10 protein-coding genes are annotated in these 6,800 nt (G+C 71.3%); 1 reads left to right on the top strand and 9 read right to left on the bottom strand.

Translation table 11 applies throughout. From position 1 onward, the window contains the following. Positions 1 to 743 (top strand): class I adenylate-forming enzyme family protein (locus AC2W7J_RS14075; RefSeq protein WP_485983140.1); only part of this gene is annotated, 743 nt, incomplete at its 5' end. 52 nt (positions 744 to 795) lie between these two features. On the opposite strand, the gene AC2W7J_RS14070 is transcribed toward AC2W7J_RS14075, so the two are convergent. The 9 genes from AC2W7J_RS14070 to AC2W7J_RS14030 all read right to left on the bottom strand — a co-directional run bounded on the left by AC2W7J_RS14070 (position 796) and on the right by AC2W7J_RS14030 (position 6,555). Then, positions 796 to 1,731 carry an RluA family pseudouridine synthase gene (locus tag AC2W7J_RS14070; RefSeq protein WP_255185933.1) on the bottom strand — a complete coding sequence of 312 codons (936 nt, stop codon included), beginning with the start codon at positions 1,729 to 1,731 and terminating at the stop codon, positions 796 to 798. After that, positions 1,724 to 2,005: a signal peptidase II gene (locus tag AC2W7J_RS14065; protein ID WP_485983138.1), complete on the bottom strand. Its 282-nt coding sequence runs from the start codon at positions 2,003 to 2,005 to the stop codon at positions 1,724 to 1,726. The genes AC2W7J_RS14070 and AC2W7J_RS14065 overlap by 8 nt, the downstream gene beginning before the upstream one ends. Next, complete coding sequence (locus AC2W7J_RS14060) at positions 2,002 to 2,208, bottom strand: signal peptidase II (RefSeq protein WP_485983136.1); 207 nt, start codon at positions 2,206 to 2,208, stop codon at positions 2,002 to 2,004. Before AC2W7J_RS14060 ends, AC2W7J_RS14065 begins: the two co-directional genes overlap by 4 nt. A gap of 53 nt (positions 2,209 to 2,261) precedes the next feature. After that, a complete protein-coding gene (locus AC2W7J_RS14055) occupies positions 2,262 to 2,909 on the bottom strand; it encodes a TraR/DksA family transcriptional regulator (RefSeq protein WP_255186328.1) in 648 nt (215 codons plus the stop codon). Positions 2,910 to 3,111: 202 nt separating this feature from the next. After that, a complete protein-coding gene (locus tag AC2W7J_RS14050) occupies positions 3,112 to 4,260 on the bottom strand; it encodes a DivIVA domain-containing protein (RefSeq protein ID WP_421006736.1) in 1,149 nt (382 codons plus the stop codon). Positions 4,261 to 4,270: 10 nt separating this feature from the next. Next, positions 4,271 to 4,546 carry a YggT family protein gene (locus tag AC2W7J_RS14045; RefSeq protein WP_255185931.1) on the bottom strand — a complete coding sequence of 92 codons (276 nt, stop codon included), beginning with the start codon at positions 4,544 to 4,546 and terminating at the stop codon, positions 4,271 to 4,273. A 41-nt stretch (positions 4,547 to 4,587) separates the two neighbouring features. Then, positions 4,588 to 5,064 carry a cell division protein SepF gene (locus AC2W7J_RS14040; protein WP_255185930.1) on the bottom strand — a complete coding sequence of 159 codons (477 nt, stop codon included), beginning with the start codon at positions 5,062 to 5,064 and terminating at the stop codon, positions 4,588 to 4,590. Between the two features lie 47 nt (positions 5,065 to 5,111). Beyond that, positions 5,112 to 5,759 carry a YggS family pyridoxal phosphate-dependent enzyme gene (locus AC2W7J_RS14035; protein ID WP_485983142.1) on the bottom strand — a complete coding sequence of 216 codons (648 nt, stop codon included), beginning with the start codon at positions 5,757 to 5,759 and terminating at the stop codon, positions 5,112 to 5,114. Beyond that, complete coding sequence (locus AC2W7J_RS14030) at positions 5,644 to 6,555, bottom strand: laccase domain-containing protein (RefSeq protein ID WP_485983134.1); 912 nt, start codon at positions 6,553 to 6,555, stop codon at positions 5,644 to 5,646. The genes AC2W7J_RS14035 and AC2W7J_RS14030 overlap by 116 nt, the downstream gene beginning before the upstream one ends. Positions 6,556 to 6,800: the final 245 nt, after the last annotated feature.

Here is a 6,800-nt window from a genome sequence, read left to right as displayed (position 1 = left end):
GCGAGTGGAGGCCGACGTCCCGTCGCACGGTGCGGATCATCGTCGCCGGCGCCCCGCCGCCCACGACGACCGTGGCGCGGGTCGAGACCGAGCTCGGCTGGGAGTTCATCCAGATCTACGGCCTGACCGAGACCTCTCCCCTGCTGACGATCAACCGCTCGCGGGCCGAGTGGGACGAGCTCTCGCCGCAGGACCGTGCGGCCAAGCTCGTGCGCGCCGGCGCCCCGGCGCTCGGCTGCCGGATGCGGGTCGACGACGAGAGCGGCGAGGTCCTCGCCCGGTCCAACGTCATCATGGAGGGCTACCACGACCTGCCCGACGAGACGGCCCGCACCTTCGAGGGCGGCTGGTTCCACACCGGTGACGGCGGCGTCGTCGGCGACGACGGCTACGTGACGATCAGCGACCGCAAGAAGGACGTCATCATCACCGGTGGCGAGAACGTCTCGTCCATCGAGGTCGAGGACGTCCTCTTCTCGCACCCCGACGTCACCGAGGTCGCGGTCATCGGCGTCCCCGACGACAAGTGGGGCGAGACGATCAAGGCGCTCGTCGTCGTCACCGAGGGGTCGACGGCCACGGAGGCCGACCTCATCGCCTGGTGCAAGTCCAAGGCGGCCGGCTACAAGGCCCCGACGTCGATCGAGTTCCGCGACGAGCTGGCCCGCACGGCGACGGGCAAGCTGCAGAAGTTCAAGCTGCGAGCCCCCTACTGGGAGGGCCGCGAGCGTCAGGTCAACTGAGCCATGACGAAGGGGAGGGTGCCGGTCCGACCGGCGCCCTCCCCTTCGTCTGTCAGGACATGTCGGCGAGCCGGTCCAGCGCCGTCTGCAGGTCCTGCGGGTAGGTGCTCTCGAAGTGCACGTAGTCGCCCGTGCCCGGGTGGATGAAGCCGAGGCCCATCGCGTGCAGCCACTGCCGCTCGAGGCCGAGCGTGCGGGCCAGGCTCGGGTCGGCGCCGTAGGTCGGGTCACCGACGCACGGATGACGAAGGGCGGCCATGTGCACCCTGATCTGGTGGGTGCGTCCGGTCTCGAGCTTGATCTCGAGCAGCGACGCGTGGCGGAAGGCCTCGAGCAGCTCGTAGTGGGTGACGGCGTGTTTGCCGGAGTCCATGACCGCGAACTTGTACTCGCCGCTCGGGTGCCGGCCGATCGGCGCGTCGACCGTGCCGACGTGCGGGTCGGGCAGGCCCTGGACGAGCGCGTGATAGGTCTTGTCGACCGTGCGCTGCTTGAAGGCGCGCTTGAGCACGGAGTAGGCGTACTCGCTCTTGCACACGACCATCAGGCCCGAGGTGCCGACGTCGAGGCGCGAGACGATGCCCTGCCGTTCGCTGGCGCCGCTCGTGCTGATCCGGTAGCCGGCCGCGGCCAGCCCGCCGAGCACGTCGGGGCCGGACCAACCGACGCTCGGGTGGGCGGCGACGCCGATCGGCTTGTCGACGACGACGATGTCGTCGTCGTCGTGGACGATCCGCATGCCGGGCACCGGCTCGGCGACGATCGCCAGGCTGGGGCTCTCGTCGGCGGAGGGCAGGGTGACCTCGACGTGGTCGCCGGCGCTCACCCGCGCCGACTTCGCGACCGTGGCGCCCTCGACGAGGACCTTGCCGTCGGCGGCCAGCTCGGCCGCCCGGGTGCGGGAGACGCCGAAGAGGCGGGCGACGGCCGCGTCGACCCGCTCCCCCTCGAGGCCCTCGGGCACGAGCACGTTGCGCACATCAGGCATCGGCCTGCTCCTCCTTGGTCCCGTCGAGACCGATCCCGCTGAAGACGAGCCACACGAGCACGATCGCCCCGCCGACGATGGCGATGTCGGCGACATTGCCCACGAAGAGCCCGCCGTAGTCGATGAAGTCGACGACGTGGCCGCGCAGCGGCCCCGGCTCGCGCACGAAGCGGTCGACGAGGTTGCCGACCGACCCGCCGAGCAGCGCGCCGAGGGCCAGAGCCCAGGCCAGCGACCGGATGCGCGGGGTGACCCACACGATCGCCCCGGTCACGCCGAGCGCGACGAGGTCATGACCCAGGTCATCGAATCACCGATCGAGAAGGCGGCGCCGGAGTTGCGGATCAGGCGAAGGGAGAGCACGTCGCCGACGAGCGGGACGACCCTCCCGTCGTCGAGCGCGCCCATCGCCCAGACCTTGGTGGCCTGGTCGAGGACGAGCGCGACGACCGCGGTGGTGGCATACCAACGAAGCACCCCGGGGCGGGATCGCGTCGCCGGGGTGTCGTCGGATGGGATGTCTGGGGCGCTCAGCGCCGCTCCTGTCGACTCTTGCATGACATGCACAGGGTCGCACGCGGATAGGCTTGGAGTCGAAGCTTGCCGATCGGGTTGCCGCAGGACTCGCAGATCCCGTAGGTGCCGTCGTCGAGGCGGTCGAGCGCGTGCTGGTTCTGCTCGAGGCCGGTGCGGGCCCCGGCGACGAGGCTCAGCTCGTGCTCACGCTCGAAGGACTTGGACCCTGCGTCGGCCTGGTCGTCGCCGGCCCCGTCGATCGGCTCCTTGAGGAACTCGTCGAGGCTGCTCTCGGCGGACGCGATCTCGGCGGTGAGGCGCTCGATCTCGGTGTGCAGCTCGGCGCGCACCTCCTTGAGCTCCTTCGCGGTCCACGGGCTCTCGTCCTCGCGGACGACGAGCGCCTCGGGGGCGGCCTTCTTGGGGGCCTTCGTGGCGGTCGTCTTCTTCGCCGGCGCCTTCTTGGCGGCGCTCTTCGTGGCCGGAGCCTTCTTCGCAGGAGCCTTCGTCGCCGAAGCCTTCTTCGCCGTGGACTTCTTCGCAGCGGACTTCTTCGCGGGCGCCGCCTTGGCCGCACTCTTCGTCGCGGTCTTCGTGGCCTTCGAGCCGGTCGACCCCTTGGTCGCCGCCTTCGTGGCCGTCTTCTTCGCCGCCATGACCATCCTCACCTGGAGATGATCCGTGCCCCTGCACGGATCAGAGTCAACGAAGGGTACGACGTTTTGGCGCTGTGGGCGGGATCACCGCGCCGTGTTCTTCCTCCCGACGTCGACATCCCACCCTCCGGGACGCGACGAGGCGACGCCACCCGTGTCGGGTGACGCCGCCTCGTGGAGCGCTCGCGCGGCATCCGCGCGGGCTTCGTCAGTGCTTGACGGGCTGCTCGGGAGCGACGCTCGCCGAGGTGTCGAGGCCCTTGAGCTGGCCCGAGATGAAGTCCTTGAGCTTGCGGCGGTAGTCGCGCTCGTAGGTCGTCAGCTCGGCGATCTGGGTCTCGATCTTCGACTTCTGGGCGTTGAGGTCGTCGAGGATCTTCTTGCGCTGCGCCTCGGCCTCGCTGACCATCGTCGTGCTCTTGGCCTGGGCGTCGGAGATCAGCTTGTCGCGCTGGGTCGTGCCCTCGCCGATGAACTGGTCGCGCTTGCCCTGACCGGTCTTGATGAACTCGTCGTGCTTCGACTGACCGGTCGACAGCAGCTCGTCGTGCTTGCCCTGACCGGTGGAGACGAGCTCGTCGTGGCGACGCTGCGCCTCGGCGATGAGCTTGTCGCGCTGGGTCTGGCCCTCGGCGACGTGCTCGTCGTGCAGGCGCTGGGCGAGCGCGATGAGGCCGGAGGCGCCGGCGCCACCGCCAGCGGCGGCAGCCATCTCGCCGGCTCCGGAGTCCTTGGCCGCGGCGACGGGGGCCTTGGCGGCCTCGTCCTGGCGGGCCTTCGCCTCGGCCTCGGCCTTCTCGGCTGCGGCGTTGGCGGCCTTGATGCGCTCCTGGGCGCTCGCCTCGGCCTCCTCGGCACGGGCGTTGACGGTCGCGATGCGCTCGTCGGCGCCCTGCTGGGCCTTGGAGAGGTTCGCGGCGTCACCCTTGGCGCGCTCGTCGTTGGTGCGAGCGGTCTGCTCGAGCTCGGTGGCGCGCTTCTCGGCGGCCGCGCGGGCGGCGGTCTCCTTGTCGAAGCGGGAGCGCAGGTCCTCGAGTCGGCTGCGCAGGTCGCGGTTCTCGCGGGTCAAGGCCTCGTCGGCCTTGCCCGTGTCGGCGACGGCGGCCGCGGCGGCCGGGCGGGAGCCGGAGCCGTCCTGGGCGCGAGCCCGCAGGTCCTCCGAGTCCTTGACCATGCGACGCATCTCGGCGACGACCTCGTCGAGGAAGTCGTCGACCTCGCGCTCGTCGTACCCGCGACGGAACTGGGTCTGGGTGAAGGTCTTGTTGAGGACGTCCTCGGGCGTGAGCGCCATTGTTCCTCCGTTGAGCGACTGGACAGGGTGCACGCTCGTGGCGCGCAGCGCGCGCACGGGCATCGAGGCCAGCCTAGACGATGCGCAGGAGGACCGAGACCACGAGGATCAGGACGAGGAAGGCGAGGTCGAGGGCGACGCCACCGATGCGCACCGGCTTGATGACGGTGCGGATGGCCCGCAGGGGCGGGTCGGTGAGCGTGTAGATCGCCTCGGCGACGACGAGGATGACCCCTCGGGGCCGCCACTGGCGGGCGAAGACCTGGATCCAGTCGAGGACGAGGCGTCCGATGAGGACGAGGAAGTAGACGTACAGCAGCAGGTGCAGCACGTCGCGGACGATCGACATGGGTCCAGCCTAGGTTGGGGGCCTGAGGCCCGGCTGTGAGGTCAGCTCTGGTTGAAGAGGGCGCGCGGCTGGGGCGCGTCGCCACCCTCGGCGTCGACCTCGATGTGCTCGGGCGAGAGAAGGAAGACCTTGTTGGTCACCCGCTCGATCGAGCCGTGGAGGCCGAAGACCAGACCGGCGGCGAAGTCGACGAGACGCTTGGCGTCGGAGTCGTCCATGTCGCTGAGGTTCATGATCACCGGGGTGTTGTTGCGGAAGCTCTCACCGATCGCCCGGGCGTCGTTGTAGGTGCTGGGGTGGATCGTCGTGATGCGGTTCATCGGGGTGACCTCCACCTCGCGGACGGCCGGTGCCGTGGGGACGCGGCGCAGGGGGGTGACCTCGGCGGCGGTGTGCTCCTCCTCGAGGAGCTCGTGACCCGCGTCGTACTCGTCGACGTACTGGTCGTCGTACTCGTCGTAGCGCTTGTCGTCCTCTGCGAGCCCGAGGTAGACCATCGCGTTGCGCAGTGCCGTCATGTCTGTCAGATCCTTTGTCGCCGGGTGCCTCGTCGGTGTCACCGAAGTTACCGGTGTGACGGACGTTCTCCGAGGATTGCCGTCCCGACACGCAGGTGTGTCGCACCGTGGCGCACGGCCGACTCGAGGTCACCGCTCATGCCTGCGGAGACCCACGTCGCCTCCGGGTGGTCCGCGCGCAGGGCCTCGGACAGCTCCGCGAGACGGGCGAAGGCGGGGTCCGGGTCCGCCCCGAGCGGCGCCACCGCCATGAGTCCCCCGAGACGAAGGGAGGAGCTCGCGATCGCCTCGGCGAGGGCCGGCACGTCGGCCGGGTCCGCTCCCCCACGACCGCCGTCTGCCTGCGGGTCGAGGTTGACCTGGACGAGGGCGGTGACCTCCCGGCCGGCGGCCTCGGCTCCGCGCGCGAGCGCACCGACGAGCTTGGGCCGGTCGACCGACTGCACGACATCGGCCCAGCGGGTGACGGCGCCGGCCTTGTTGGACTGGAGCTGTCCGATGAAGTGGGCGCGCACCCCCACCGGGGTGCCTCCGTCGGCGAGCTTGGCCGCCGCCTCCTGCTCGCGGTTCTCGCCGAGGTCACGCATCCCGAGCTCGACGAGCAGGTCGAGGTCGCTGCGCGGGAAGTACTTCGTCACGACGACGAGGTGCACCTGCCCCCGGTCCCGCCCGGCGGCCTCGCAGGCCGCGTCGATGCGCTGCTCGACCGCCGCGAGGTTGGCGGCGAGCTCGTCCCGACGCTCGGCGCTCATGCCGACTCGCCCCGCCGGCCGATGATGCCCGCGTAGCGGCCGGTCCGGCGTCGCGGCGGTAGGAGTAGAGCGAGTCGTCCTCGCGGGCGCACCCGGGCACCCACTCGACCGGGACGCCGGCGCCCTGCAGCTGGTCGACGATTCCGGTCGCGACGTCGATGGCCGGTGTGCCGGTCCAGGTGACCGCGGCGGAGGGCGGGGAGACCTCGGCTGCCGCGGCCCGCATGTCGGCCGGCACCTCGTAGCAGCGTCCGCAGACCGAGGGCCCGACGGTGGCGCGCAGGTCACGGGCACCGAGGTCGCGCATCGCCTCGACGAGCCGCAGCACGACGCCGGCGACCATCCCCGGCCGACCGGCGGTGGGCGGCCCCGACGAGGCCACCGGCCGCGTCGTGGACGAGCACGGGGGGTGCAGTCGGCGACGAGGACGCCCAGGGCGACGCCGGGCAGGTCGGTGACGAGTGCGTCGCCCTCCCCGACGGCGCCGGTGGTGGTACGGGGGGCCGTCGAGCAGCTGCGAGGTCACGTGGACGACGTCGGCGCCGTGGACCTGGTCGGCGAGGACGAGCGGCAGGCCGACGGCCTGCTCGACGAGCTCCCGGTTGCCCCGGACGGCGTCGGGGTCGTCACCGACGTGGGCGCCGAGGTTGAGGCCGGCGAAGGGGGCGACGCTGCGGCCGCCGTGTCGGTCGGTGAAGGCTCGCACGAGCCCCGGGGCGTCATCTCTCCAGGCGAACACGTCTGAAACCTATCTCCCCGCGGTCGGCGGACGACACGCGACGCAGGGCCCCGACCGGTGCGGTCGGGGCCCTGCGTGTCACGTCAGGCGGTGGTCACTTCAGGAAGTCGGGGACGTCCAGGTCGTCACCGTCGTCGAAGGTCACCTGACGCGGCGGCGCGGCCTGGGTCGGACGCTGCTGCGCCGGCGGCTGCTGGGCCGGAGGCTGCTGCACGGGCTGCTGGGGCCGGCGGCTGCTGCTGAGC

This window comes from Janibacter sp. CFPM2_SD2, from assembly GCF_057364645.1.
Note: the sequence above shows the minus strand (reverse complement) of the source record. Positions and strands in the feature narration are given on the sequence as shown.